The 25,685-nt window shown below is 67.9% G+C and carries 22 protein-coding genes and 1 pseudogene; 4 read left to right on the top strand and 19 right to left on the bottom strand.

Annotated features, from left to right (window positions below; genetic code table 11):
- Positions 1–6 precede the first annotated feature (6 nt).
- The 9 genes and pseudogenes from ubiB to IP90_RS00280 all read right to left on the bottom strand — a co-directional run bounded on the left by ubiB (position 7) and on the right by IP90_RS00280 (position 11,412).
- The gene (gene ubiB, locus IP90_RS00320) at positions 7–1,695 is read right to left on the bottom strand and encodes a ubiquinone biosynthesis regulatory protein kinase UbiB (RefSeq protein ID WP_144898138.1); all 1,689 of its coding nucleotides are present in this window, start codon (positions 1,693–1,695) and stop codon (positions 7–9) included.
- Positions 1,695–2,345 carry a ubiquinone biosynthesis accessory factor UbiJ gene (locus IP90_RS00315; RefSeq protein ID WP_144898137.1) on the bottom strand — a complete coding sequence of 217 codons (651 nt, stop codon included), beginning with the start codon at positions 2,343–2,345 and terminating at the stop codon, positions 1,695–1,697. Before IP90_RS00315 ends, ubiB begins: the two co-directional genes overlap by 1 nt.
- A 118-nt stretch (positions 2,346–2,463) precedes the next feature.
- Positions 2,464–2,622 (bottom strand): DUF1328 domain-containing protein, encoded by a 159-nt coding sequence (locus IP90_RS00310; protein WP_144897529.1) that lies wholly within the window; start codon positions 2,620–2,622, stop codon positions 2,464–2,466.
- A gap of 413 nt (positions 2,623–3,035) precedes the next feature.
- Complete coding sequence (gene oleD / locus IP90_RS00305; RefSeq protein ID WP_144897527.1) at positions 3,036–4,031, bottom strand: 2-alkyl-3-oxoalkanoate reductase; 996 nt, start codon at positions 4,029–4,031, stop codon at positions 3,036–3,038.
- Positions 4,032–4,144: 113 nt separating this feature from the next.
- On the bottom strand, positions 4,145–5,779 hold the full coding sequence (gene oleC / locus IP90_RS00300; protein ID WP_144897525.1) for an olefin beta-lactone synthetase: 1,635 nt from the start codon (positions 5,777–5,779) through the stop codon (positions 4,145–4,147).
- A 21-nt stretch (positions 5,780–5,800) separates the two neighbouring features.
- The gene (locus IP90_RS00295) at positions 5,801–6,706 is read right to left on the bottom strand and encodes an alpha/beta fold hydrolase (protein WP_144897523.1); all 906 of its coding nucleotides are present in this window, start codon (positions 6,704–6,706) and stop codon (positions 5,801–5,803) included.
- Between the two features lie 64 nt (positions 6,707–6,770).
- On the bottom strand, positions 6,771–7,787 hold the full coding sequence (locus IP90_RS00290; RefSeq protein ID WP_144897522.1) for a 3-oxoacyl-ACP synthase III: 1,017 nt from the start codon (positions 7,785–7,787) through the stop codon (positions 6,771–6,773).
- Between the two features lie 159 nt (positions 7,788–7,946).
- A pseudogene (locus IP90_RS00285) lies at positions 7,947–8,246 on the bottom strand (DUF4156 domain-containing protein); the annotation flags it as partial.
- Between the two features lie 280 nt (positions 8,247–8,526).
- The gene (locus IP90_RS00280; protein WP_144897518.1) at positions 8,527–11,412 is read right to left on the bottom strand and encodes a M16 family metallopeptidase; all 2,886 of its coding nucleotides are present in this window, start codon (positions 11,410–11,412) and stop codon (positions 8,527–8,529) included.
- A gap of 99 nt (positions 11,413–11,511) precedes the next feature.
- Here IP90_RS00280 and IP90_RS00275 point away from each other — a divergent pair, with 99 nt between their 5' ends.
- Positions 11,512–12,225 (top strand): SDR family oxidoreductase, encoded by a 714-nt coding sequence (locus IP90_RS00275; RefSeq protein ID WP_144897516.1) that lies wholly within the window; start codon positions 11,512–11,514, stop codon positions 12,223–12,225.
- Between the two features lie 67 nt (positions 12,226–12,292).
- Positions 12,293–12,766, top strand: coding sequence for a tRNA (cytidine(34)-2'-O)-methyltransferase (locus IP90_RS00270; protein ID WP_144897514.1), 474 nt, complete (start codon positions 12,293–12,295; stop codon positions 12,764–12,766).
- Positions 12,767–12,871: 105 nt separating this feature from the next.
- Here the strand turns inward: IP90_RS00270 and IP90_RS00265 are convergent, their stop codons facing one another.
- The 10 genes from IP90_RS00265 to IP90_RS00220 all read right to left on the bottom strand — a co-directional run bounded on the left by IP90_RS00265 (position 12,872) and on the right by IP90_RS00220 (position 22,588).
- Positions 12,872–13,309 (bottom strand): cupin domain-containing protein, encoded by a 438-nt coding sequence (locus IP90_RS00265; RefSeq protein WP_158635223.1) that lies wholly within the window; start codon positions 13,307–13,309, stop codon positions 12,872–12,874.
- 1 nt (position 13,310) lies between these two features.
- Positions 13,311–14,072, bottom strand: coding sequence for a 2-dehydro-3-deoxy-D-gluconate 5-dehydrogenase KduD (kduD, locus tag IP90_RS00260; RefSeq protein WP_144897511.1), 762 nt, complete (start codon positions 14,070–14,072; stop codon positions 13,311–13,313).
- 10 nt (positions 14,073–14,082) lie between these two features.
- On the bottom strand, positions 14,083–14,931 hold the full coding sequence (kduI, locus tag IP90_RS00255; protein WP_144897509.1) for a 5-dehydro-4-deoxy-D-glucuronate isomerase: 849 nt from the start codon (positions 14,929–14,931) through the stop codon (positions 14,083–14,085).
- A 137-nt stretch (positions 14,932–15,068) separates the two neighbouring features.
- Entirely contained in the window at positions 15,069–16,136 is a 1,068-nt protein-coding gene (locus IP90_RS00250; protein WP_144897507.1) for a LacI family DNA-binding transcriptional regulator, read from the bottom strand.
- Positions 16,137–16,183: 47 nt separating this feature from the next.
- On the bottom strand, positions 16,184–17,797 hold the full coding sequence (locus IP90_RS00245) for a family 43 glycosylhydrolase (RefSeq protein ID WP_144897505.1): 1,614 nt from the start codon (positions 17,795–17,797) through the stop codon (positions 16,184–16,186).
- Positions 17,797–18,948, bottom strand: coding sequence for a pectate lyase (gene pelA / locus IP90_RS00240; protein ID WP_144897503.1), 1,152 nt, complete (start codon positions 18,946–18,948; stop codon positions 17,797–17,799). The genes IP90_RS00245 and pelA overlap by 1 nt, the downstream gene beginning before the upstream one ends.
- Entirely contained in the window at positions 18,924–20,204 is a 1,281-nt protein-coding gene (locus IP90_RS00235; RefSeq protein WP_144897501.1) for a TRAP transporter large permease, read from the bottom strand. Before IP90_RS00235 ends, pelA begins: the two co-directional genes overlap by 25 nt.
- A gap of 2 nt (positions 20,205–20,206) precedes the next feature.
- Entirely contained in the window at positions 20,207–20,728 is a 522-nt protein-coding gene (locus IP90_RS00230) for a TRAP transporter small permease (protein ID WP_144897499.1), read from the bottom strand.
- Positions 20,729–20,765: 37 nt separating this feature from the next.
- Positions 20,766–21,758 carry a TRAP transporter substrate-binding protein gene (locus IP90_RS00225; RefSeq protein ID WP_144897497.1) on the bottom strand — a complete coding sequence of 331 codons (993 nt, stop codon included), beginning with the start codon at positions 21,756–21,758 and terminating at the stop codon, positions 20,766–20,768.
- Entirely contained in the window at positions 21,755–22,588 is an 834-nt protein-coding gene (locus IP90_RS00220) for a 2-keto-4-pentenoate hydratase (RefSeq protein ID WP_144897496.1), read from the bottom strand. Before IP90_RS00220 ends, IP90_RS00225 begins: the two co-directional genes overlap by 4 nt.
- Before the next feature lie 87 nt (positions 22,589–22,675).
- Between IP90_RS00220 and IP90_RS00215 the strand changes: the two genes are divergently transcribed.
- Together IP90_RS00215 and IP90_RS00210 are read left to right on the top strand one after the other, a co-directional pair.
- Positions 22,676–24,070, top strand: a complete 1,395-nt coding sequence (locus IP90_RS00215) for a pectate lyase family protein (protein WP_199753358.1) — start codon at positions 22,676–22,678, stop codon at positions 24,068–24,070.
- Between the two features lie 13 nt (positions 24,071–24,083).
- Positions 24,084–25,676 (top strand): carboxylesterase/lipase family protein, encoded by a 1,593-nt coding sequence (locus IP90_RS00210; protein ID WP_144897494.1) that lies wholly within the window; start codon positions 24,084–24,086, stop codon positions 25,674–25,676.
- Positions 25,677–25,685 lie beyond the last annotated feature (9 nt).

The following is a 25,685-nucleotide window of genomic DNA, read 5'->3' as shown; positions in this document are numbered from 1 at the left end:
AGCGCATCAGCGCCGCGGCCACGCCGCCAGCAGGCCCCATAGGCCGCCGAGGCCGGCCACCCACACCGCCGCGGACATGCCGAGCAACTGCGGACCGCCGGCCTCGAGCGCGTACAGCACCGCCGCGGCAATCAGCAGGCCGGTGCCCAGGATCGCGGAGACGATGCGGCGCTGCATGCCCTTCATCGTCTGCGCCAGATCGGTGAGATCGCGCGAGCGCAGCGCCAGCTGGTGCTTGCCTTCCACCTGCTGGGTCAGCCAGGCATGCAGCAGGCGCGGCATGTCCGGCGCGTGCGTGATCATTTCCGGCAGCCGCTTGCGGAATTCGCCGGCCAGGCGCTGCGGGCTGTAGCGTTCGACCAGGATGCGTTCCAGCACCGGCCGCGCCACCGCCCAGATGTCCAGCTGCGGATCGAGCAGGCGGCCGACGCCCTCGATGTTGAGCAGCGTCTTCTGCAGCAGGATCAACTGCGGCTGCAGCGTCAGTTCGTAGCGCTGCGCGGTGCGGAACAGCTTGATCAGCACCTCGGCCAGCGAGATCTCCGACAGCGGCCGGGTGAAATACGGCTCGCACACCGAGCGCGCCGCGGCTTCCAGTTCGTCGATGCGGATATGCGATGGCATCCAGCCGGCCTGCACATGCAGTTCGGCGATGCGGCGATAGTCGCGGTTGAAGATCGCCATGAAGTTCTCGGCGAGGTAGTACTGGTCCTCGCTGGACAGCTGGCCCATGATCCCGAAATCCAGCGCGATGAAGCGCGGGTTGAGCCTGCGTTGCGGATCGCTGTCGACCCAGATGTTGCCGGCATGCGCGTCGGCATGGAAGAAGTTGTCGCGGAACACCTGCGTGTAGAACACGCGCACGCCCTTGGCGGCGAGCGCCTTGCGATCGATGCCGGCGGCGTCGAGCGCGGCGATGTCGTCGCTGGGGATGCCGCGCACGCGTTCCAGGGTCAGCACTCGCTCGGCGGTGTGCGACCAGATCGGCTCGGGCACGTACAGGTCCGGCGATGGTTGTCCGTCCGCACCCAGCCAGAAGCGGCGCAGCACGCTGGCGTTGCCGCCTTCGCGCTGCAGGTCGAGCTCGGCGGCCAGCGTGTTCTCGATCTCGGCGACGATCTCGCGCGGGCGGATCTTGTCGGCGCTGGGATGGGTGCGATCGACCAGGCCGGCGACGCTCTTCAGCAACGCGATGTCGGCGGCGATCTGGCGTTCGATGTCCGGACGCAGCACTTTGACCACTACCTCGCGCGCCGGCTTGTCGCCCATGGCGGGCAAGGTCGCGGCATGGACCTGGGCGATCGAGGCCGATGCCAGCGGCGTGGTGTCGAAACCGGTGAAGGCCTCGTCGATGTCGCGGCCCAGCGCCTGTTCGACGATCGCGCGCGCGGCTTCGCCGTCGAACGGTGCCACCCGGTCCTGCAGCAGCGACAGTTCGATCGCGACGTCCGGCGGCACCAGGTCGCGGCGCGTCGACAGGATCTGGCCGAACTTGACGAAGATCGGTCCAAGCTCCTGCAGGGCAAGCCGCAGGCGCGCGCCGCGCGACTGTGCCGCGATCTGCGCCGACGCACGCGGCACGAACGGCCGCATCAGCCGCAGCCAGCGTTCTGCCGGCGTACCGTCGAGCAGATCGTCGAGGCGGTAACGCAACAGCACGCGACCGATCCTGCCGGCGCGCAGCAGCGGCAGCATCATCGCGGCGCTCCGGTTCGCGGCTGCAACCGCGCAACACGTGCCGCGATGCGCTCCACGCCATCGCGCAGGCCATCGACGTCATCGTGGAAGGCGTTCAACTCGGCCTTGGGCACGACGTCGCGCGACTCCTCGGTGACGAATTCCGCCGCACTGCCAGCCAGGTCGATCGCTGTGACGCGCGCCTGCTTCAGCGTGGCAGCGATGGCATTGGCGATCTGCACGCCGAGCACGTCGCCGAACACGGCCGCGAACGGCTGTTGCCAGTCGGGATCGAAATTTCCGGCCAGCCGTTGCAGGCGTCGCGCCAGGTCGGCGTCGCCGGAGATGTGCAGTTTCCCGACCGGCGCAGCATCGTCGCGACCCAGGCCGGCGAGCAGAGCGGGCAGTTGCGAGACCAGCGCACCGAGCGTGCTGCGCACCGCCAGATCCGGCTCGCCAGCCTCGTCGACCGGGCCGACCCGCAACCGTTCGCCATCGACGCTGACCTGCAACGCCAGCGGCGGTGAGGCCAGGCGCAAGACGATGCGCTTGCCGGACAGCACGCCCAGCCCGGCGCGCGTCTCCGGATCCATGGCCAGCGCACGATTCAACGCCGCCTCCAGCGCGCGACCGGCGAGCGGTTTTAGGGCATCCAGCGAGAACGGCAAGGCTTCGGACATGGACGCATTGTAGCGGCCGTCCCGCTGCCGACGACGCGCATCAAAAAGCCCGCCCTTGCGGGCGGGCCTGCATGGGGACGTGCGCTATCGGAATCGCGAACGGGCGTCAGACGCGTCTGCCGCGGAAGAACGCGATGATCGCAAGCACCAGGAACACCACGAACAGGATCTTGGCGATGCCGGCAGCGGTGCCGGCAATGCCGCCGAAACCGAGCACCGCGGCGATGATCGCGACGACGAGGAAGATGATGGCGTACTGCAGCATGGGGGACTCCTGTAGCAACCGGCCAGGACGGCACGGGACCATCATCCGCAGCGCGCAATCATCGTCAGGTGACGGCGCGCGTTCCGAGCCACGAATTCTTCAGCTGCATGACGTCCTCGTGAAAGCAACGCGTGGTATGTAGGCGGATCGCGTGTTGCGACCGCGATCCTGCGCGAAGCCTTACAACGCGTCGCCACGCGCAAGGCAAGCACGAACGCGAGCTGTGCGCGTTCACTTCCGACGGCTGGCCGCGGCAACCTGCTCCACACCTTCGGCGATCGTCACCCGCGGCACGTAGCCGAGATCGCTTGTCGCCGGGGTCATGTCGTACCGCGCCACAACGTGATCCGGCGCGCGAAGCCTTACAACGCGTCGCCACGCGCGAGGCAAGCACGAACGCGAGCTGTGCGCGTTCACTTCCGACGGCTGGCCGCGGCAAGCCGCTCCAGCCCTTCGGCGATCGTCACCCGCGGCGCGTAGCCGAAATCACTCGTCGCTGGGGTCATGTCATACCAATGCGTAGTGCTGAGCTGCTCGGCCAGAAACCGCGTCATCGGCGGTTCACCGTTCAGCGGCAACGCCGACCACAAGCCTTCGCAGATGGCACCGATCGCATAGGCGGCGCGGAACGGAATCGTTTTGCTCACTTCCGGCGCGCCGGCCGCGCGCAGCAGGCCGTTGAGCACTTCGCGCACCGGTTTCGGTTCGCCGTTGCTGATGAAATAGGCGCGACCGGCGCAGGCGGCATCGGGAGCGAGATGCTCGAACGCATCGAAATGCGCCTGCGCCGCATTGTCGATGTAGGTGGTGTCGATCAGGTTGTTGCCGTCGCCGACGATACGCAGCCGCCCCGCCTTGGCGCGTTCGACTAGGCGCGGCAGCAACTGGTTGTCGCCAGGCCCCCAGATCAGGCGCGGGCGCAGGGCCACCGTCGACAGCGCGTCATCGTTGGCAGCCAGCACGATCTTTTCGGCGATCAGCTTGGTGCTGGCGTACGGCGCCTTGAGGTCCTCGCCATAAGGCACGGTATCGGCAGTGCCGCCCTGCACCGGTTGCGTGGCGCGATGGGTGACGCTGGGCGTGGAGGTGTAGACCAGGCGCGGCACGAAGTGTTCGCGGCAACCGGCGAGCACGTTGCCGGTGCCCATGACATTGGCGCGGTGGTAGCTGTCGTAACTGCCCCAGGCGCCAGCCTTGGCCGCGTTGTGGAACACGGCATCGACGCCTTCGCACGCGGCGATCACCGCCTTGCGGTCGGCCAGGTCGCCCTGCAGCTGCTGCACGCCGATCGCCTCCAGTGGCGCATAGCGTCCGCGATTGAAACTGACCACCTGGTGGCCGCGTTCGACCAGGCCGCGGCACAAGGCCTGTCCGAGGAAACCGCCGCCGCCGGTGACGAGGATTTTCATGCGCGATACCCATATCCCATGGAGCGATGCTTGCGCGGCTGCTCCTGGCCCATAAAAGCGAAGCAGCGGAGCGAGCTCCGCCCTGCAAATACAAGGATGGAACGGCGGAGGCCTTACAGCCGCTTCGCCGCCCATGCCGCGAGTTTCTCGCGACCGATCTTGGCATTGTGGCGGATATCCACTGGAAATCCAGGGTGGAACAGGAAGGTGTCGACTTTCGCGGTGTGCACGAAGCCTTCGCCGATGTGCCGCAGTTCATCGGCGATGCGCGCCTGTTCGCCACGCGCGACGCCGTCGCGCAACTCCACGCACAACACCGGTCGCAGCATACCGCGCGCACCGATGCCGACCAGCGCGGTGCGGCGCACGTCCGGATGGATGTTGAACACCGGTTCGATCTGTTCGGTGCAGAGAGTGTCGTGCGCGGTGACCACGCGCTGCGACTTGCGCCCGCAGAACCAGAGGCGGCCTTCACGATCGAAGTAGCCCAGGTCGCCCATGCGGTGAACGATGCGTTCGCTGCCGTCGGGCAGAGTCTCGCGGATCTTGGCCAACCGGGTCTGCGCATCGCGGTTGAAATAGGCGTCGGTCGCGCTCGGGCCGGCGACGGTGATCTCGCCGACCAGACCGCCGGCGACGAGCAGTTCGTCCGACCACGCCTCTATCGCCTCGTCGCTGACGCGGATCAGGCGCACTTCGTTCGGCGGCACCGCGCGACCGACGCAGGTGCCGGCGCCGTGCTCGGTGCGTTCGCGCAGGGTGACCAGTTCGCCACCCTCGATCACCGCCACCGGCAGGCATTCGGTGGCGCCATACGGTGTCCAGAACCGCGCATCTTCCGGCAGCAACGCGCGCAGCTTCACCACCACGTCGGCGGGGACCGGTGCGCCGGCGGAGGTGACACGCCTGAGCGTGGACAGTTTCACGCCATGGTCGGCCAGCACGCGCATCAATGCCGGCGAACCGAACAGCTGGTCGACGCCGAAGCGTTCGATCGCGGCGACGAGCCTGCGCGGGTCGGCGCGCGCCGGTCGCGTCGGATCCATGTCCGGGATGATCGAGGTCAGGCCGAGCGCAGGATCGAACAGCGCAAATGGCGGGAATGTCGGCAGGTCGATGCCGCCGGCGTGGATGCCGAACGCGTCGCGCAGCATCCCGATCTGCGCGACGAAATGGCGATGGCGATAGACCACGCCCTTGGGCACGCCGGTGGAGCCGCTGGTGAACAGGATCGCGGCCACGTCGTCGCCGTCGGTGTCGGCCGGCTCGAATGCCACGCCGGCGCCGGCCCGTTCGACCTGCGCCAGAGTCGCGTCGGCCAGCCAGGCGCGCGTGCCGGTGGTGATGCGCACGCGCGCCGAACGCGCCCAGCCCAGCAGGCTGCGCGCGACCTGCGCCAGCGGGATGCCGATGAAGGCTTCCGGCACCGCTTCGTCGAGGCATTGCCTCAACGCGCGCTTGTCGATGCCCGGATCAACCAGCACCGGCACCGCGCCGGCCTTGAACAGCGCGAACATCAGCAGAAAGAATTCCGGCGTCGGCCGCACCATCAGCACGGTGCGCGTGCCACGGACGATGCCGTAATGGGCGAGGCCGGCGGCGATCGCATCGCTGCGCGCGTCCAGCTGCGCATAGGTCAGCGCGCTGTCGTAGCGGCCGTTGCGTCCGGGGCAACGCATCGCGACCTGGTCGGGCCGTTCGCGCGCCAGGCGTGGCAGGGACTCGGCGATGTTGCAGGTCTTCGTCATCGTCGAATCATGAACCCGTTGCTACGCCAGCGGATGCGCGTCGAGGAACTTGCGGATCGCCGGCACCAGCACCTCGTGCTTGTCTTCCAGCACATAGTGGCCGGCGTCATCGAACGCCGTCACCTGCGCCTGCGGCAGCGCGGCGCGGAATCCGTCGAGGAAATGCCGGTCGAACACGAAGTCGCGCAGGCCCCAGCCGAGGAATGCCGGGCGGTCGGCGAACCCGGGCAGACGGCGTCCGGCTTCCTGCACCAGCGACCAGGCCGGATCGCCCTCCCGCAGCGGAATGTCCTGCATGAAACGCAGCGTGCTGATGCGGTTGCGCCAGCTGTCGTACGGCGCGACGTAGGCACGGCGCACGTCGGCCGTCATCCGCCGTTCGACGCCCAGCCAGGAGGCGCCGGCGGAGAACAGGTTGAACGCGCGGATCAGCGCGCCGCCGACGCGCGAGTCGCGCCCGAACGACAATTGCCACGGCATCGGCTTGGCCGCCGGCAACGGGAAAGCCGCGGTGTTGGTAAGCACAAGGCGCCGCACCCGTGCGGCCTGCGACAGCGCCCAGCCGAACCCGATCATGCCGCCCCAGTCGTGCACCGCCAGCGTCACCGGTCCATTGATGCCGAGCCGGTCGAGCAGCATCGCCAGATCGTCGACGCGCGATTGCAGCGTGTAGTCGTAACGCGGCGACGCGTCCGCTGCGTCGTCGGGCTTGTCCGACAGGCCCATGCCGACGTGGTCCGGCACGATGCAACGGTATTTGTCGCGCAGGCCCAGCACCAGGTGCCGCCAGTAATAGCTCCACGACGGATTGCCGTGCAGCATCACGATCACTTCGCCATCGCGCGGGCCTTCGTCAAGGTACGACATTGCGATGCCGGGGCGCACTTCGATGCGCTGCGGGGTGAACGGGTAGTCGGGATGGCTCATCGTGTCGTGCATGAAATGAAAAGGGCCGGACGAACCGGCCCTTGCAGGAGTGCGTGGCGGCCGCTCACCAGACCACTTCGGCCATCGAGCAGTTCAGGCCGGAGCCGATGCCCAGCAACGCGACCCGGTCGCCCTTCTTCAGGCGGCCCATCTCGCGCAGCTTGCTCAGCACGATCGGCACCGAGGCCGGGCCGATGTTGCCGTGCTCGCCGAAGATGGTCAGCACCTTCTTCGGGTCGATGCCGAAGGCCTTGATGAAGGCGGCGGTGTGTACCTGCGAGACCTGGTGGATGACGAACTCGTCCATTTCCTCGGCGACCCAGCCCAGTGCGGTCCTGGCCGCCAGCCAGGTGCGCTGGGCGAGCTTGAGGCCTTCGCTGAGCAGCAGCTTGGTGTCGGTGACCATGCGGTCGAGGTTGCCGCGGCACAGACCGTTCCACTGGGTGGCGGCGCGGGTGACGCCGCCGCGGTAGCGCGGCGCGCCCGGCGCCAGTTCGGCGCGGGCCATGACCATCGCCGCGGCGCCGCAGCCCAGGGTCAGTGTGGCCAGTTCGTTGCGGAACTGCTCTTCGGTGGCGTCCGGCGAGCTGAGGCGTTCGAGCGTCTTCTCGTAGGCCAGTCCGGCGGTCTCGCCGTCGACGACCAGCGCGTAGTCGATCTCGCCGCGCTCGATCATGCGCGCGGCGATGTCCATGCCATTGATGAAGGCCAGGCAGGCGTTGGCGACGTCGAAGTTCTGGCAGTGCTCGGCCAGCCCGAGGTTGCCGCTGACGATGCTGGCCGTGGACGGCTCCAGGTAGTCGCGGCTGACCGAGGTGTTGACCAGCAGGCCGACGCGGTCCGGCTCGATGCCGGCATCGGCCAGCGCCTTGACACCGGCCAGGGTGGCGGCGTCGGAGGCGAGCATGTCGCCGTCCCACAGGCGCCGGGCGTGGATGCCGGCGATGTCCTTGAGCACGTCGGCCTTGATCCCGAGCCGATCCAGGGTCGGCTTGAGGCGGGCGTTGATCTCGTCCGTACTCAGCCGGCGCGGGGCATCGATATGAGCCAGGCCGGCGATGGCGACGTGTTGGAACAGCATGGGCAGAGCCTGTGTGTCAGCAGCCGAAAATGACCGGCCATCCTACCGGATAGCGCCCCCGGGCGCATGAAGGCTTCAGCCGCGGGCCGGAAACGTCTGGGCCTGGCCGGAGGTCGTCGACGGCGTGGTCGGCGCGGCCGGGGCCGGGGTCTTGGATCCGCAGCGCCAGGCGGCGAAACGCTGTTCGCCGTCGACCGGCGCGCCGAGCGGGCTGACGGTGTCGGCATCCAGGCCTGGCGCCTCGTTGCGGGCCAGGGTTTCCAGCTCGTCGCGCACGCGCAGGTCGTTGCGCTCGTAGAAGGCGACGCTGTCGCGGACCGAGACGGCGACCTCGCCACGCTTGTCGCAGCCGGCCGGCGGCCCTTCGACCACGCGCACCGCTTGCGCGCCGGGGGCCATGTGGACCCAGGTGCAGCCGGTGGCGGTCAGTACGAGTGCGGCGATGGCGATGGTGCGCATGGGCGGGCTCCAGGCAGGACGCGGCGATTGTCGCGCCGGGTGGATGAATCGTCGGTATCGGCGGGATCTTCCTTGCAGAGTCGCCACCGCTCGCAGGCGATGGTCGATCCGCCGGTCGTCACAAGTGCAGCGAGGCCTCTGCTTGTCCTGTCGTTAGACGCAAAAAAAACAGGTCTCTCGCTGAGCTCGGGATGACAGCTTTCCTCGGATTGCTGGTTGCTCAGGAATCACGGGGCGGGCATATGCATGCCCGCCCATCCAGCTGATGGCTGTCGACCGTTTACTTCTTCGCGACCGGCTTGCCGTCGGCATCGAGCACCTGCACCTCGCCCAGGTTCAGCGCGCGGATCGGCTTCTCGATCTTGGACAGATCGCCGACTACCACCCAGGTCAGCGCGGACGGATCTAGCGTCGTCGCCGCGGCCTTGACCTGTTCCGGCGTCAGCGCCTCGATCTCGGCCTTGCGCTTGAACACGTAGTCGTCCGGTCGGCCGTAGCGCACGTTGCTGGCAATCGTGCTCATCACCGCCGCGGCGGTTTCGTACGAACCCGGCAGGCCGCGAATCTCGGTGGCCTGGATCTTGGCGACTTCTTCCGGCTTCGGCGGCACCGCGCCGCTGGCGTACTCGGTGATCTCGCGCTGCATTTCCTTCAGCGAGTCGGCGGTGCGGTCGATCTGCACCGGCGCGAACGCCAGCCACGGCCGTTGGCCCTGCGCATTCGGGGCGAAGCTGTAGGCGCCGTAGGCCCAGTGCTTGTCCTCGCGCAGGTTCATGTTCAGGCGCGAGGAGAACTCACCGCCCAGTACGGAGTTGGCGATATCGAAACGGGTCGCCGCGGCGTCCTTGCTCGACGGCACCAGTTCGCCGGCGAAGATGTTCGCCTGCACCGCGCCGGGCTGGTCGATCAGGTACACGCGCGGCTGCGCCGGACGCGGCACGTCGGCCATGGCCTGTGCCGCGCTGGCGGTGCCTTCGCCCTTCCAGTCGCCCAGGTGCTTGTCCAGCAGCGGCACGATTTCGGCCAGCGTGGTGTCACCGACCACGACCAGGGTGGCGTTTTCCGGCCGCACCCAGTCGCGATGGAAGGCGACCATGTCGTCGCGGGTCAGCGCGGCGATCGATGCCTCGGTGCCGCTGCCGCTGAACGGGATGCCATAGGCATGGTCTTCGCCGTACAGCAGCGGCGGCAGCACGCGCAGCGCGGCGCCCTGCGGCTGCGCCTTTTCCTGCTTGATGCCGGCGATCCAAGTCGCGCGCACGCGATCGATTTCCTTCTGGTCGAAGCGCGGCTTGCGCAGCATGTCGGCGAACAGCGCCAGCGACGGATCCAGGTTCTCCTTCAGGGCCGACATCGACGCGACGCCGCCATCCAGCGACGCGCCGGCGCTGATGTTGGCGCCGAGCGATTCGCGACGATCGCCGAACGCCAGCGCGTCCAGCTCGCCGGCGCCCTCGTCGAGCATGCCCATGGTGAAGCCCGAGGTGCCGAGCTTGCGACCACGGTCGGCGCTGAAGCCGCCGTTGAACAGGTAGCTCATCTGCACCACCGGCACGTCATGGCGTTCGGCCAGGATCACGGTGGTGCCGTTCTTCAGCGTCGCGCGCTGCTGCTCCGGGAACTTCAGTTCCGGGAACTGCGTGGTCGCCGGCACGCCCTTGCTGCGGTCGACGTCGCTGACCGTGGTGGTGTACTTGGGATCGACCGGCGGCAGCGTCATCGGCTCCGGCGTCACCGCCGCTTCCTCGGGGATCTGCTCGCGCGCGCCCGGCGTCACCAGCAGCGTGTGGCCGCCGCGGGCGAGGTATTTCTCGCCGCTGCCCTTGACCTCGGCGACGGTGGCGTCGGCGATCGTCTTCAGGCCTTCGCGGAAGCAGCCGGGGTTGTCGGTGTAGACCGCGCATTCGGCCAGTGCGTCGGCCTTGCCGCCGAAGCCGCCGATGCGTTCGACGCCGCGCACGAAGCTGGCCTTGAACACGGTCTGCGCCTGCTTGAGTTCGGCCTCGGTCGGGCCTTCGGCGATCAGCTTCTTCAGTTCCTCGTCGATCGCGGCCTCGACCTTGGCCGGATCCACGCCTTCCTTGATGTCGGCCTGAATGTAGAACGTGCTGGCCAGTTCGAACGGCTGCACGAAGGCGCTGACCTCGTCGGCCAGTTTGTCGTCGAACACCAGGCGCTTGTTCAGGCGCGAACTCTTGCTGCCGCCGAGCACCTGCGCCAGCAGCTGCAGGCGTTCGACATCGGGATTGCCGTATTCGGCCACGCTCCAGGCGCGGTAGACGCGCGCCTGCGGCACCTTGTCGGTCATCGTCGCGCGGGTTGCCTCGGCGTGCGCGCCGGCGGTCACCGGCTGGCGCTTCATGGTCGGCGTGGCCGGGATGTCGCCGAAGTACCTGGCGACCTTCTCCTTGGCGGTGGCCACGTCGATGTCGCCGGCCAGCACCAGCACGGCATTGTTGGGGCCGTACCACGTACGGAACCACTGCTTCACGTCATCCAGCGAGGCCGCGTTGAGGTCGGCCATCGAGCCGATGGTGCTGTGGTGATACGGATGGCCCTTCGGATACAGCGCCTTGTAGATCTCGTCGTCGGCTTGGCCGTAAGGCTGGTTCTCGCCCTGGCGCTTCTCGTTCTGCACCACGCCGCGCTGTTCGTCGAGCGTCTTCTGGTCGATCGCGCCGAGCAGGTGGCCCATGCGGTCCGATTCCATCCACAGCGCCATGTCCAGCGCAGTGGTCGGCACGTTCTGGAAATAGTTGGTGCGGTCGAGCCAGGTCGTGCCGTTCATGCTGGTCGCGCCGACCAGTTCGAACGGTTCGAAGAATTCGCCCGGCGCATTCTCGGAACCGTTGAACATCAGGTGTTCGAACAGGTGCGCGAAGCCGGTGCGTCCGGCGGGCTCGTCCTTGCTGCCGACGTGGTACCAGAGGTTGACCGCGACGACCGGTGCCTTGCGGTCGGTGTGCACGATCACGCGCAGTCCGTTGGGCAGGGTGAACTCCTCGTACGGAATCTCGATCCCGGCCTTGGCCACCGCCGCCGACGTCGCCTGGTCGCTGGACGCCTGTTCGCCGGATGCGGGAGTTGGCGTCTTCGAGCAACCGCCAATCAGCACGGCGAGGATGGTGGCGTACAGAACGGCACGCGGCCGATGGATCGGGAACATGCGGTACTCCTGGGAAGCGGGATGATCGAAGCGGGCAGTCATGCTACCGGGACGCCCGGCTGCCTACACTAGACCATAGTCACAGCCGGGAGTTTCGCCATGCCGTCCCGCCATTGCCTGGTCACCGGCGCCAATCGCGGCCTGGGGCTGGAGTTTGTCCGCCAGCTGCTGGCGCGCGGCGACCGCGTCGTCGCCACCTGCCGTCACCCCGGCAAGGCCGCCGCGCTCAACGCGCTGACCGGCGAACATCCCGGCCGGCTGCACGTGCTGCCGCTGGACGTCACCGACCCCAAGGCCCACGCCGAACTGGCGCGCGAGCTGGACCTGCTCGACGAGGACGGCGCGCGCGCGCGGCTCGACCTGCTGGTCAACAACGCCGGCGTGCTGCACTCGGGCGAGCGCTTCGGCCGCGTCGGTGCGGCCAACCTGGAGGACAGCTTCCGCACCAATGCGATGGGCCCGTTCCTGCTGACCCAGGCACTGGCGGACCGGCTCGGTGATGACGCGCGGGTCGCCAACCTCAGTTCGGAACTGGGATCGATCGCCGGCGTCGGCCGTTTCGGCACGCCCAGCTACAACATCAGCAAGGCCGCGTTGAACATGGCGACGGCGTTGCTGGCCAAGGCGCTGGCCGAACGCAGCATCGTGGTGATGGCGCTGCATCCTGGCTGGGCGCAGACCGACATGGGCGGCGACAACGCCAACGTGCCAGTCGTCGACGCCGTCGCCGGCCTGCTGCGCGTGATCGACGAGCTGTCGCACGAGCGCAGCGGCAGCTTCCTGGACTGGCAGGGCCGGTCGTTGCCATGGTGACTGCGGCGGCCTGGTAGCACCGGCCAGTTCGACGCGATGTCAGGACGATCGCGTCGATAATGCCGGCATGTTCGACGTCATCCTCTACCAGCCCGAAATCCCGCCCAATACCGGCAACGCGATCCGGCTGTGCGCCAACACCGGCGCACGCCTGCACCTGGTCGCACCGCTCGGCTTTTCGCTGGAGGACAAGCAGCTGCGCCGCGCCGGGTTGGACTACCACGAGTACGCGGCGCTGCAGGTCCACGATTCGCTGGACACGGCGTTGGCGACGATCGCGCCGCAGCGGTTGTTCGCGCTCAGCACGCGCAACAGCGTGCGCTACGACCAGCCGCGTTATGACGAAGGTGATGCATTCCTGTTCGGCCCGGAAACGCGCGGCCTGCCCGATGCGGTGCTGGCGACGATCCCGGCATCGCAGCGGCTGCGCCTGCCGATGCGTCCGCACAACCGCAGCCTGAACCTGTCCAATGCAGTCGCCGTGGTGGTGTTCGAGGCGTGGCGACAGCTGGGCTTCGCCGGCAGCGCCGACGAGGCCTGAACATTCCGGTCATCCGAGCGCAGCGAAGGACCTTTTTTCTCGAAGAACAGCAGATCCCTCGCGACGCTCGGGATGACATCCGGTTTATTCGGAAGCTGCCGACAGTCAGGGCGCCTTTGCAGGCCTGCGATAGACGATGAAGATCACCAGATCCTCGTCGCCGACCTGCTTCAGCGCGTGGCTGTCGCCATCGCGGGTGAGGATGGCATCGCCCGGCCCGACCGCGCGCGTCTGGTCCTGCAGGGTCAGTTCGCCGCGCCCGGACAGCACGTAGTAGATCTCGTCCTTGTCGTTGACGTGTGCGCCGATGGTCGCGCCCGGATGCAGCGCGCGCTTGCGGAACACCAGGTCGAAACCTTCGGCCTGCTCGAAGAACGGATACGCGGTGGTGGTGCCGAGGCCCTCGTGCGGACCGGGCTGGGTCTTGGCGATGTCGCGCTCGTTCTGCACGTAGGAATCGCTGCGCTGGTCCGTCGCGGCGCTCTGCGCGCCAACGGACAAGGCAGCGAACGACAACGCGGCGAACAGCAGCGCCCGGCGCATGTCAGCGCGCCAGCCAGCCGCCATCGACGGGAATGATCGCGCCGTTGACGTAGTCCGATGCGGACGAGGCCAGGAACACCGCGGTGCCGCCGAGGTCGGCGGGCGTGCCCCAGCGTTCAGCCGGGATGCGGTCGAGGATCGCCTTGCTGCGCGCCGCGTCCGCACGCAGCTGCGCGGTGTTGTCGGTGGCCATGTAGCCGGGCGCGATCGCGTTGATGTTGAGGCCTTTCGCCGCCCATTCGTTGGCCAGCAGGCGAGTGATGCCGGCGATGCCGCTCTTGCTGGCGGTGTAGGACGGCACGCGGATGCCGCCCTGGAAAGACAGCATCGAGGCGATGTTGATGATCTTGCCGCGACCCTGCGCCAGCATGTGGCGGCCGGCGGCCTGCGACATGAAGAACGCGCCCTTGACGTTGACGTTCATCACGTCGTCCCAGTCCTGTTCGCTGAACTCGACCGCGTCGGCACGGCGGATCAGGCCGGCGTTGTTGACCAGGATGTCGAGGCCGCCGAGGCCGCCGAGCGTCTCGCGCACGATGCGTTCGACCGGCTCGATGCTGGACAGGTTGGCCTCGATCGCGACGAAGCGGCGGCCGAGCGCGCGCACGCGCGCCTCGGTGTCGGTCGGCGGCGAAATGCCGGCCGCGGCGATGTCGGCGCCCGCTTCCGCGAGTGCGATCGCGATGCCCTGGCCGAGCCCGGTGTTGGCGCCGGTGACCAGCGCGACCTTGCCTTCGAGGTTGAACGGATTGCGGTTGGCCACGTACGTCCCCTTACTTGAGCTGGCAGATGTCGAGCTGGTTCATGTCGGTGTAGTCGAGGTTCTCGCCACCCATGGCCCAGATGAAGCCGTAGTTGCGGGTGCCCGAGCCCATGTGGATCGACCACGGCGGCGACAGCACCGCTTCCTCGTTGCCGATCACCAGGTGGCGCATGTCGGCCGGGTCGCCCATGAAATGCATCACCCGCTGGTCGTCGCCGAGGCCGAAGTAGAAATAGACCTCGGAGCGTCGGTCGTGCAGGTGCGGCGGCATCGTGTTCCAGACGCTGCCGGTCTTGAGCAGGGTCACGCCGAGCAGCAGCTGGCAGGACTGGCAGGTGGCCGGCACGATGTACTGGTAGATGGTGCGTTCGTTCGAGGTTTCCAGCGCGCCGCGCTCCAGCGGCACCGCCTGCTCGATCGAGATGTGCTTGGTCTCGTAGCGCGCATGTGCGGGCGTCGAGAACAGGTAGAAGCGCGCCGGCTGCGACGCGTCGCCGGATTCGAAGCGCACCTCGCTGCTGCCCATCGCCACGTACAGGCCGTCGCGCGGCTTCAGCGCGTAGGCGGTGCCGTCGACGGTGATCGTGCCGCTGCCTTCGCCGACATTGACCACGCCCAGCTCGCGGCGTTCGAGGAAGGGCTTGCCGGCGGCGGACTTCGGTTCGGTCTGCGCCGGCAACACCAGCGCCTGCTTCACCGGCGCCGCGCCGCCGACCACGATGCGCTCGTAATGGGTGTAGTTGAGCTGCACGGTGTCGGCCTGGAACAGGCCCTGCACCAGGTAACGATCGCGCAGCTGTTCGTTGCTGGCGCCTTCGAGCGAATCGGGATGGGTGGCGTGGTAGGTCTTGCTGAACATGCGGCAGGCTCCGGGTTCGCGGCAGGCATCATCGCGCCCGTCCGCATCGAAAGTTTTCTGGATTGTAGGCGATCAGGTAACCGGTGTCATTTTGCGTCGCGCCATGTTTGCCGCGGCGTTTGCAGGGCAAACAGACGTCAGCCCGGGGGCTGGCAGGAGTCGCGCACCACCAGGTGCGGATGCACGCTGTGCAGCGACAACGCAGAGGCGGCCTCGGCGCTGTCCTGCAGCAGCATCGCCGCAGCGATGCGGCCGGTGTCGCGGGTGCCGCGACGCACCGAGGTCAGCGGCGGCCACAGCCGCGACGCCAGCGGGCTGTCGTCGTAGCCGATCACCGACAACTGCCGCGGGATGTTGATGCCGGCGCGCAGCGCGACGCGGTATACACCGGCGGCCATCTCGTCGTTGCCGCAGAAGATCGCGGTCGGGCGGCGCTTGCCGGCGAGCAGCTTTTCCGCGGCCGCGACACCCGACTCGAAGGTGTAGCCGGCCTCGATGATGCGCGACTTCGGCAGTTCGATGCCGCGCTGCGCCAGCGCCTCGACGAAGCCGGCGGTGCGCTCCAGTGCCGAGCGGTAGCCGCCGGGACCGGCGATCAGCGCGATGTCGCGGTGGCCGAGCGTCTGCAGATAATCGGCGGCTTCGGCGGCGCCGTCGCGGTCGTGGGTGACCACCATCCGCGCCGGTTCGTCCAGCGCCACCGCGGCGATGCGCGTGTAGCGGCAACCGACCTCGGCCAGCATGTCGGCCAGCGCCTGGTCTTCCGATACGCGCGGCACCAGCATCACGCCATGCAGCTTCTGCTGCTGCACGAAGCGGCGCACGCCGTCGATGTAGTTCGGACTGCGGCTGTCGCAGGGATGCACCACCAGTTCGAAGCCGGAATTGCGGATCGCGTCGAGCGCGCCGTACTGCATGTTGACGATGAACTGCGCGGTCGGATTGTCGTAGACCATGCCGATCAGGAACGATTTGCGGAACGCCAGCCCGCGCGCCATCGGGTCGGGCACGTAGCCGACCTCGCGCATCAGCGCCTCGACCTTGTCGCGCGTGTCCGGACGCACCAGCGGCGAGTGGTTGATGATGCGCGACACGGTCTTTTTCGACACGCCGGCCAGCCGCGCGATGTCGTTGATCGTCGCCGCCTTGGTGGTGGTCGTGACCGCAACCGATGTCTTGGGTGCGGGGGGAGTGCGCGCTGGCATCGTGGCTTCTTTGTCCCTCGGTTACCTGATTCTAGCCCGCCGCAGGCTCAATCCAGCGCGCGGTAGCGGAAGTCGCGGAAGTGGACCTTGCCTTCGCCGGCGGCATAGATCGCCGGCTTCAGCGCCAGGAACTGCCCGGCCACGTTGTGGTGGTAGCCGGACACTTCCATCTGCGTGGGGTACTTGGTCCAGGTCTTGCCGTCGTCGCTGGTGTGGAAGGTGACGATGTGCTGGTTGTTGGTCACCCGCAGCCACAGCGTGCCGCCCTTGCCGGGCGCCAGGCCCTCGACCGGGCGCTCCTGGCCATAGCGGTGCATCACCGTCTTCTCGCCGTTGCTGCCCACGCCCACATACAGCCGGTCGCTGTAGAACAGCAGTGCGCCGCCGATGGCACCCGGCTCGATCTCCATCTGCACTTCGAACTGGTATGCCTTGTCGCCGGCGATCACGGTCAACGGCGAACTGTCGCGCGGGGTCTTGCCCCTGCCCTGCACGCTCATCGCGCCGTTGCCGAACGACAGCCGCCTGTACTCGTCCTGCGCCGGGTTGAAGAACGACCACTGGTGGCCCAGGCGCTTGCCGTCGAACGTATCCGACAGCGCCATGCCGTGTTGCCCGACCGACTTGCCGCTGGGCTTCTTCAGCGGCTGGCCCAGGTCGCCGCCCTTGGCGACGAACCAGCCGTCGTCGGTCCATTCGATCGGTTCGAGCAGGGCCTGCCGGCCCAGCGTCCAGTGCCCGTTCTCGTAGCCGTGGTAGATCATCCACCAGCGCCCGTCGGTGCCTTCGACCACGGTGGCGTGGCCACGCGACCACCACGGCTCGCTGCGATCGACGGTGCGCACGATCGGGTTGTGCGGCGAGTTCTCCCACGGCCCGTGGATCGACTTCGAACGCGCGGTGATCACCATGTGCCCGGTCGGCGGGCCGGCAGTGCCGCCGACGGCGGTGGTCATGTAGTACCACTCGCCGCGCTTGTGGATCTTCGGGCCTTCCTGGGCGTAGCCCTCCACGTCCCAGGTTTCCGGGTACTGCCAGCCGTCGTAGACGTGCTTCGGTTCGCCGACCACGCGCAGGCCGTCGTCGGACAGCTGCACGTAGTCGCCGCCGGACAGGAACAGATAGCGCTTGCCGTCCTCGCCGACCGCGTGGCCCGGGTCGATGTACTTGCCCAGGCCGAGGTTGACCGGCTCGCTCCACGGGCCGCGGATGTCGTCAGCCCAGACTACGTAGTTGCTGCGGGTCACGCCCTCGGTGCCGCCGGTGCGGGCCGGGAAATAGATGTAGTAGCGACCCTCGTGCTTGACGATGTCCGGCGCCCAGATCGAGCCGACGTTCCTGGTGATCGCATGGCCCAGCGGCTGCCAGTTGACCAGGTCGCGCGAGTGCCAGATCGGCAGGCCGGGATAGGCGTCGAACGAGGACGAGGTCAGGTAGTAGTCGTCGCCGTCCTTGAGCACCGACGGATCGGGCCGGTCGCCGGCGAATACCGGGTTGAGGAAGGTGCCGTCGCCGAGGTCGGCCTGGCGCTGGTGCTCGATGCCGCGCTTCCACTGCGGCGCGGCCTTTTCGGTGGCCGACGCGTCGACGACGAATAGGAGCAGCGACAGCACCGGCAATGCGCAGGCCAGCCAACCACCGCGCTTCGTTTTCGACGACATCATCCCTCTCCTCCTGCTGCCTGCTGTCGTTTCCAACGCGGATAGTCGCGATCGAGCAGCGACTGCGGCCAGTAGCCGTACCACTCGTAACCGGTGCGGCGCTCACGCGGGATCTGCGCGTAATCGCGCACGCGCACGCCTTCGCGGGTGGCCAACACCACGCTGTCGTCCTGGAGATCGTAGAAGCGCGCCCACAACGGCGGCGCCGAGGCATCGCGAACCAGGCGGCGGTCGGTGCTGGCGCTGTGATACTGGAATCGTTCCGGCGTCGCGGCGAAGGTCTCGATGCGCTGACCCGCCAAGGCGATGCGATGCAACCACACCACCGCGCCGTCGATCGCGGCCACGACTTCCGGCGGCGGCTGCGGAATCGACATCAGATAGCGCACCACGCCGACGCTTTCCTGCACCGCCAGCGCGGGCAGTTCGAAACTGCGGCCCTGCGCCGGTTGCAGGCTGTCGCGATCGTACTGGCCGGCCCAACCAGCCAGCACACCATCGCGACGCAGCTGCAGCCGCAACAGGCAGGCGTCGCCGCGCGCCACGGCTGCACTCACTTTTTCGCGCAGGTCTGCACCGACGAAGCCGAACAGCACCTCGTCCATGATCACCCGGCGCAGCGTGCCCAACACGCCGGCGGTCACGTCGTCGGCTATGGTGATATGCGGATGGTAGGACTGCGTTGCCGGCACCGTATGCGGCCATCCGCCGCAGCTTGGCAACTGCTGCGCCAGGATGAAATCGATGCCGCGCAGGCTGGCATCGCGATAACGCGCGTCGCCGCTGCGCGCGAACGCCGCGGCGAGGTATTCGACCTGGGTGTAGATGTTGCGGTTATCGAAGCTGCCGCCATTGCGATCGCGCTGGCCTGCGAACGCAGCGCGCTCGACGTCGTCGAGGATGCGCGCCGGATCCTGGTTCTCGATCCAGCCGCCATCGCGACGCTGGTACAGCAGCAGGTTGTCGGCGATCCGCCCGACCTGGTCCGGCGGATAGCGCGCGTAATCGCGGCCGTGGCGGTTCTGCCAATGCTGGATGCCGTCGGCAAAACCATCCAGCGACGGCGGATCCTGCGCCGCGGCGGGCATCGCCAACACGACGCCGAGCGCGAACAGCGCAAGCCGCATCATTTCAATACGGCGGGCAGCCATAGCGACAGCGGCGGTATGAACGTCACCAGCAGCAGCACGGCCAATGCCGCCAGCCAGAACGGCCAGATCGTGCGCAGGCATTCGGCGATACTGATCTTGCCGATCGCGGTGCCGACGAACAACACCGAACCGACCGGCGGCGTGACCAGACCGATGCCGCCGGCCATCACCAGCACGACGCCGAAATGCACCGGGTCGATGCCGAACGCCTTGGCCACCGGCAGGAAGATCGGCGTGCAGATCAGGATCATCGGCGCCAGGTCCATGAACGTGCCCAGGAACAGCAGCAGCAGCACGATCAGCAGCAGCACCATGAACTTGTCGTCGGCGATCGCGCGCAATCCCTCGACCGCGGCGGCCGGCACCTGCAGGTACGCCAGCAGCCAGCCGAACGCCGCCGCCGCGGCGATCACCAGCAGGATCATGCCGGTGGTGCGCGCGGCGTGGCCAAAGGTGTCGACGAACTCGCGCCACGACAGGCTGCGATAGACCAGCGCGGTCACCAGCAGCGCATACACCACCGCGATCGCGGCACTCTCCACCGCGGTGAAGACGCCGGCGCGGATGCCGATGAAGATCAGCGCCACCAGCAGCAGGCCGGGCAGCGCCGACACCATGCGCCGCAGCACCACGCCGAAACCGGGGAACAGCTCCACCGCGTAACCGCGGCGGCGCGCCATGATCCAGGTGGTCAGCATCAGCGCGAGCGTCATCAGCAAAGCCGGGACGATGCCGGCGGCGAACAGTGCGGCGATCGAGATGCTGCCGCCGACCGAGGCCGAGTACAGGATCAGGTTGTGCGATGGCGGCACCAGCAGCGCCACCAGCGCCGCGGTCATGGTCACGTTGACGGCGAAATCGCGGTCGAAGCCACGCTTGACCATCTGCGGGATCATCGCCCCGCCCACGGCCGAGACGTCGGCGATCGCCGAACCCGACACGCCGCCGAAGAACAGCGACGACAGCACGCTGACCTGGCCCAGGCCGCCGCGCACATGGCCGACCAGCGACGAGGCGAAGCCGATCAGGCGTTCGGAGATGCCGCCGCGCAACATGATTTCGCCGGCGAAGATGAACAATGGAATCGCCAGCAACGACGCTGACGCTGCGCCGGTCGCGGTCTGCTGCGCGACCACGATCGCCGGCAGGCCGAGATAGAGCAGCGTCGCCAGCGACGCGGTGAACAGCGCGAACGCCACCGGTATGCCGACGATCAGCAGGCCGATGAAAACGCAGAACAGGATCGTGATCGCCATCGTCAATGTCCTTGGGCGGACGGCTTGCCCGCGAACAGGTGTTGCAGCGCGAACGACGCCATCAGCGCGCCACCCAGGCACAGCGGCAGGTAGAACATGCCTTCGGGAATGCGTGCGCCGGCCATCGGCACTTCCCAGCTGTCGGCGGCCAGCCACGCGCCCCACCACGCCAGCAACGCGCCGACCATGGCGATGAGCGCGCGGTTGAACGCCAGCAGTGCACGCCCGATGCGCGGCGGAGCTGCCTGGCGCGCTATGAAGAAGCCGAAATGCGATTCCGCATGTACGCCGACCGCGGCGCCGAACATCATCGCGAAGTTGAGCAGCAGCAACGCCACCGGTTCGGTCCAGTCGGGCGAGGCGTTGAGCACGTAACGCGCGAATACCTGCCAGGCCTGCACTGCGGCCATTGCCACCAGGGCGAGGCCGGCGATCCAGGTGGACAGCCGCGCGAGCTGCGAATGCCAGGTCGACGGCGGCGCGGTGTCGGCGATCGCCGACTGTTGTGATTGTTCTATGTTCATCGACCCCTCCAGGCGACGTTCATGGGGAAGCGTCCGCCTACATGGCTTCGCGCACGTACTCGAACAGTTTCGCCAACCCGGCGTCGCCGAGGTATTCGCGCGAGACCGGATCGGTGGCGCGGCGCATCGATTCGCGATCGACCTGGTTGGCGCGTACCTCGGCGGCGAACACGGCTTTGGCCGCGGCGGCTTCGGCCTGGTCCCACAGGCCGCGCATGTACGGCACCGAGGCGGCGGCGGCTTCGCGCACCAGCTCGCGATCGGCCGGCGCCAGCGCCTCGTAGGCCTTCTGCGACATCAGCAGCACGTCTGGCGTATAGGTATGCCGCGACTCCGACCAGTAATGCGCCACCTCGTAATGGCGGCTGGACTGGAAGCTCTTGATGTTGTTCTCGGCGCCGTCGATCAGCCGCGTTTGCAGCGCGGAGAAGATCTCGCCGAACGGCAGCGGCGTGGCATTGGCGCCAAGCGCATGCACGAGGCGCACGAACACTTCCGAGACCGGCACGCGCAGTTTCAGGCCCTGCATGTCGGCCGGCTCATGGATCGGCCGCTGGGTGTTGTAGAGATTGCGCGAACCGGAATCGTAGAAAGCGAGTCCGACCAGGTCGCGCCGCTGGAAATCGGCAAGCAGCGCGCGGCCGAGCTGGCCGTCGAGCACGCGGCGCAGGTGTTCGGTGGAATCGATCAGGAACGGCAGCGACAGGATTCGCGTCGACGGCACCGAGTCGTTCATCGACGCCAGGTAGACGCGGGTCAGTGCCAGCGCGTTGAAGCGCGCCAGATCCACCGTCACCGATTCGCGACCCAGCTGTCCGGAGTGGTAGGCCAGTGTGTCGAGACGGCCGTCCGTGCGCTCGCGCAGGTAGCGGCCGATCCAGCGCACCGCTTCCACGGTGGGATAGCCGTCGATGTGCACGTCGGCTGCGCGCAGCAACGTGGTCGGCGCGGCGGCGAAGGCGCGCGGCAGGCTGGCGCTGGCCAGCGCGCCGAGGCCGAAGGCGATGAACTGGCGGCGCGAGCTGCTCATGCCTCCCCCTTCGGCTGCGCCGGCACCGCGACGCAGTGGATCGTGGCGATGCCCGCGAACTCGATGCGCGCGCGCTGTCCGGCGCGGATGTCGTGGATGCCGGTGGCGGCGCCTGTGGACACGAGTTGCCCGGCCTTCAGCGGCATGCCGCGACGCGCGCAACGCGACAGCGCGAAGCGCAGTGCAGCCAGCGTGCCGCCGCTGATCGCGCTGGCGCGGCCGGTGCCGACCGAGCGATCGTCGATGAAGGTCTCGCACGACAACGCATCCTCATCGCGCCCGTGCCAATCCGGAATCGCCGGCCCCAGCACCAGGCCGGCATTGTTGCCGAAGTCCGATACCACCACGGCCGGTCCCCACTCGTTGATCATCGCCATCGGACTGCCGGCCAGTTCCACGCCGACCAGCAGCGCCTCGACCAGCGCGGCGGCTTCGGCGTCGCTCCACTCGGTCTTATGCGGCGGTGCATCGGCACCGAGGCGGAAAACGAATTCAGCCTCGACCGCGGCGAAGCCGCCCTCGATCACCTCGAAACGGGCGGCGGCCGCCGCATCGGCGCCCTGCACCGCGTCGGCGAAGATCGGGCCGACCAGGCGGTCCTCGCCGAGGCGGGCCTGCCAGGCATCGGGAATCCGGCCCACTTTCCAGCCTGCCACCGGTGTCGGCCACAGGCCGATCGCGGCGTCCTGGCTGGCATAACCGGCCTCCAGCGTGGCGGGCCGGGTGCCGGGATAAACCGTCAGGGCCTCGGCACGCCGGCGCGCGTGCACCAGCCGCCGGGCGATCTCCCAGCTCTCGCTGTCATCTCCCCCCAAGGCGATCCGATCCATCCCAGCGCTGCCTCCTGTCGGCAATATTCGTCTGCAGGCAGTTGTATAGGAAACCGGTGTCATTGACAATCTGCGCTGCACCGTACGATGACGATTTCGACTCTGGGAGGGGCGATGGGCATGCAGGACAGGTGGCAAGAAGTGGGCGAGCGTCTGCGCAGGGGGTTGATCTGCCTGGCATTTCTGTTGCCGGCGCTACCGGCCGCCGCCGCCGCGCAGGCGCCCGCGGCCGGCGAGGCGCTGGCTTTCCCCGGCGCGCAGGGCTGGGCGGCGCATACGCCCGGCGGACGCGGTGGAAAAATCCTTCGGGTGACCACCCTGGCCACCGATGGCCCGGGCTCCTTCGCCGAAGCGATCGCGACCCCAGGTCCGCGCACGGTGGTGTTCGAGGTCGGCGGCGTCATCGACCTGGGCCGCAAGGAACTGAAGATCACCGAGCCCAACCTCACGATCGCCGGGCAGGCCGCGCCGCAGCCGGGCATCACCCTGATCCGCGGCGGCCTGATCGTCGCCGCGCATGACGTCGTCATCCGCCACATCCGCATCCGTCCCGGCGAAGCCGGCGCGGCGAAGATGGCCGGCCTGGATTTCGACGCGATCAGCACCGTACGTGGCGCGCGCGACGTGATCGTCGACCATTGCTCGCTGACCTGGGCCACCGACGAGAACCTGTCGGCATCGAGTACGCGCTTCGCCGGCGAGAGCGAACGCGAATGGCTGCAGAACGCGTCGCGCCGCATCACCTTCAGCAACAACATCATCGCCGAAGGCCTGGCGCATTCCACACACGGCAAGGGCGAACACTCGAAGGGTTCGCTGATCCACGATCACGTCAACGACATCGTGATCGTCGGCAACCTGTACGCGCACAACTACGAGCGCAATCCGCTGTTCAAGGGCGGTGCGCGCGGACAGGTGCTCAACAACCTGATCTACAACCCGGGCCAGCGCGCGACTCAGTACAACCTGATCGCCGAGGAATGGATCGGCCATCCGTATTCGAAGGGCCAGATGGTGCTGCGCGGCAATGTGATGCGCGCCGGCCCTTCGACCGAGGACCTTGCGTTCTTCATGATCGGCGGCTCCGGCGACATCGACCTGTACACGGAAGACAACCTGCTGGTCGATCGCGTCGGTCGCCAGAAGATCGATGCGCGCGGCAGCTACACCACCGCGCCGGTGCAGGTGAACATGCTCAGGAGTCCGCCCGCCCTGCCGTTCGGCGTGACCCTGCTGCCGGCATCGCAGGTGCAGGACGCGGTGGTCGCCAACGCCGGCGCGCGCCCCTGGGATCGCGATGACATCGATCGCCGCATCCTCGCCGATACCATCGAAGGCCGCGGCGCGATCATCGACAGCGAACAGCAGGTTGGCGGCTATCCGAAGCAGCAGGAAACGCGGCAGGCGTTTGTCGCCGAGGACTGGGACCTCGACACGATGGAACCGCTAAAGCCATTGAAGCGGCGCGATCCGCTGCGCTGAGCACGTGGCCGGCATGCACGACGCCCAACGCCGGCGGTTGCTGATGGCAGGTGCGCTGCTCGGTCTCGGCAGCGCGTTGCCGGCGTCACCGTTGCATGCCGCCACGACCGGTGAGGCGTTGGCGCGCACGCGCAGCGGCCGCATCCGCGGCCAGCTCGTCGATCGCGTCCATGTGTTCAAGGGAATTCCCTACGGCGCCGACACATCCACGCGCCGCTTCATGCCCGCTCTGCAGGAACTGCCGTGGCAGGGCATCCGCGATGCCACGCACCATGGCGCGTCCGCACCGCAACTGAAGACGGACGAGCCGACCAGCGAAGACTGCCTGTTCCTCAACGTATTCACGCCGGGTCTGCGCGATGGCGGCAAGCGGCCGATCCTGTTCTACATCCACGGTGGCGGCTACGACAACGGTTCCGGCAGCAGTCCGTTGTACGACGGCGGCAACCTGTGCCGGCGCGGCGACGTGGTCGTGGTCACCGTCAACCATCGCCTCAATGCCTTCGGCTATCTGTCACTGGGCGCGTTCGGCGATGCGGACTTCGCCTGGTCGGGCAATGTCGGCCAGCTCGACCTGCTCCAAGCCCTGCAATGGGTGCGGCAACACGCGGATGAATTCGGCGGCGATGCCGGCAACGTAACCGTGTTCGGCCAGTCCGGCGGCGGCGCCAAGATCGCCACGCTGATGGCGATGCCGGCCGCGCGCGGACTGTTCCATCGTGTGTGGACGATGAGCGGGCAACAGGTCACCGCCGCCGGCCCGCGCGCGGCGATGCAGCGCGCGCAGTTGTTCCTCGACGAACTGAAGATCGCGCCACGGGACCTGCAGCGCCTGCGCAGCCTGCCGGTCGAAACGCTGCTGGCCGCGACGCAGTTGCGCGATCCGTCGCCGGTCGAGGACATGCGCCTGTACTTCGGTCCGGTGATGGATGCGCGCTCGCTGCATCGCCATCCGTTCTGGCCGGACGCGCCAGCGCAGTCGGCACGCATCCCGATGGTGATCGGCAACACCCGCGACGAGACGCGTGCGTTCCTCGGCCAGGATCCGGACAACTTCACCTTGGGCTGGGACGGCTTGCCCGAGCGCCTGCGCAAGTATCAATACGTCGATCTCGATCCGGCCGCGGTGATCGCCGAATACCGGCGCCTGTATCCGGACTACACGCCGTCGGAAGTATTCTTCGCGGCCACCACCGCCGGCCGCTCGTGGCGCGGCGCGATCGAGGAGGCCGAGGCGCGCGCGAAGCAAGGGGCGCCGACCTGGGCCTACCAGCTCGACTGGGGCTCGCCGCTGGATGACGGCCGCTTCCGCGCCATGCACACGCTCGACATTCCGCTGGTGTTCGACAACATCCACCAGGCTGGATCGCGCACCGGTGGGAGCATGGAGGCACAGCGGATGGCCGACGCGATGAGCGATGCGCTGCTGGCGTTCGCCCGCCGTGGCGATCCGAACCACCGCGGCCTGCCGACGTGGCTACCGTATTCGCTGGCGGCGCGCGAGACAATGGTGTTCGATATTCCTTTGCACCTCGAACACGATCCGCGCAGCGGCGAGCGCCAGCTCTATCAGCGCGTGCCATTCATCCAGCGCGGCACGATGTAGCGTGCGCTG

It is taken from the genome of Luteimonas cucumeris, from assembly GCF_007830035.1.
Classification (GTDB): Bacteria; Pseudomonadota; Gammaproteobacteria; order Xanthomonadales; family Xanthomonadaceae; genus Luteimonas_C; species Luteimonas_C cucumeris.
Note: the sequence above shows the minus strand (reverse complement) of the source record. Positions and strands in the feature narration are given on the sequence as shown.